Raw genomic sequence first — 1,880 nt, 5'->3', positions numbered from 1 at the left:
ACAAAGTAGGTAGACCCAAGGAACCTCCCCTTGAGTCCCCATCAGAACCGTACGTGAGCCTCTCGACTCATACGGCTCCCTCTCCAACAGATGGTAATATTCCAAATTTCCAGTGTACAAACAAGTTTCTGTCTCTTCTGGCTACTGCACCAAGCCAGTACTCGGCTCTGCTTCTCGTGTTTTTCTTTTTATAACTTCGTCGTACCCATTTAATCAGACATTGATTGATATAACGCAACACCTCATAAAATTCTGACTTATAATAGTGTGTGTAGTAGTTAATCCATCCTTGCACTACTTTGTTTATCATGTTCCCAATATCTTTTAATGAGAGATCCGCCTTTAACTGTATCTTCCATCCTCTGATCTTCTGTTTCATAGCAGTTTTGGCTTTTTCACTGACCGCAGGCGTAAAGCCTACAAAGAACTTTCCTTCTTTATTCTTATTTAGCCTTGGTCTGAACGTATATCCCAGAAAAGTGAATTGAGTACAACTATAGTTTCGTGACCTTCGGTCATCCTTGCAGTAGACAATACGTGTCTTTTCTTTATTCAGTTCCAATCCAAACTGCTGAAAACGTTCTTCCAGTTTCTGCTTTATAAATACAGCCTGCTTGTACGATTGGCAGTGCAGTACTCCATCATCAGCATATCTTTCCCACCAGATGTTCGGATATGCTTTTGTCATAAAGTCATCAAATACATAGTGAAGAAATAGATTTGCAAGCACAGGACTGATAACTCCTCCCTGAGGTGTTCCTGACCTGCGTTCAGCAATCGAGCCATCACTCATGATGAACGGCACTGTAAGCCAGCGTTTTATATAAAGTATCAGCCATTTTATTTGCGTATGTTTCTCAACCATGTACATCAGATATCCATGTTTGATGTTATCAAAGAGCCCTTTGATATCTAATTCCAATACCCAGTCTCTTTTAAAACATCTTTCCCTTGCTTGTCCTACTGCCTGAATTGCAGATTTGTTCGGACGGTATCCATATGAGTCATTGTAAAACATTGGCTCAACCAGCGGTTCAAAGTACATCTTCGCAGCCATTTGTGCGATTCTGTCTTCTACTGTTGGAATTCCCAAAATTCTGGTGCCACCATTTTTCTTGGGTATTGCTACTGCCCTTACAGGCTTCGGGAAATAACTTCCTGATGCCATCCGGTTCCATAGTTTATACAGGTTGTTATTAAGATGCTCCTCAAACTCTTTTATGGTTTGTTCATCCACCCCGTAACTTCCTGCGTTTTCCTTTACCGCCTGAAAAGCTGCAATTACAGCCTTCTTTGAAATATCAAACTGTTTTGCTTCGCTCATAAGCTCCTCCTTATTCCTAAGTTGACTTATTTACTCTGCTTGGATACTGTGGCTTCTTCGCTCTGTTTTCTTTTCAGAAACCCTCTTCACTACTACAAGCCACTCTGCCCCTATGACTGTATCAGTACTCTGTACCTTGCGGTTCGTCCACTTGGCACTCTCCCTTAACACCAGCCCGTAGGTTCCCACGTTCCATGTGAATGCCTGAACAGTGTTCATGCCACCTTTACGCCGTCCACCGCATAACCAGTAAATAGGCTCCCGTTATGCTTATCCCAGGTTAACGACTGACCCCCTGGTTTTGATGGAGTCTCTACGCTTTCGACGTTTTCGTAAGTGGTTCACAGCTTCGTTCATCTCCACTGTCCACACCTGACTGTTTTGTACAGCCTTTTCTCTGACGCTCAGTACCATAGCTTTTGACTACAGCACCTCAGAGTGATTTGGAACCTCCACCTATATAGCGGTTCCGATGGGCCTGCCATCATCATTCACACAGCATGGCTATACTTGTTTGGCATCATGTCACAAGTTTCCGCCTTCGTGGCGCACAATC

At 43.2% G+C, this 1,880-nt stretch carries 1 protein-coding gene; it reads right to left on the bottom strand.

Annotated elements, in window-relative coordinates:
• Positions 1-67: 67 nt before the first annotated feature.
• Positions 68-1,324 carry a group II intron reverse transcriptase/maturase gene (gene ltrA / locus G4417_RS16385; protein WP_173684226.1) on the bottom strand — a complete coding sequence of 419 codons (1,257 nt, stop codon included), beginning with the start codon at positions 1,322-1,324 and terminating at the stop codon, positions 68-70.
• Positions 1,325-1,880: the final 556 nt, after the last annotated feature.

This window comes from Blautia wexlerae, assembly GCF_013300825.1.
GTDB classification, from domain to species: Bacteria; Bacillota; Clostridia; order Lachnospirales; family Lachnospiraceae; genus Blautia_A; species Blautia_A wexlerae_B.
This window is presented reverse-complemented; position numbering and strand designations above follow the sequence as displayed.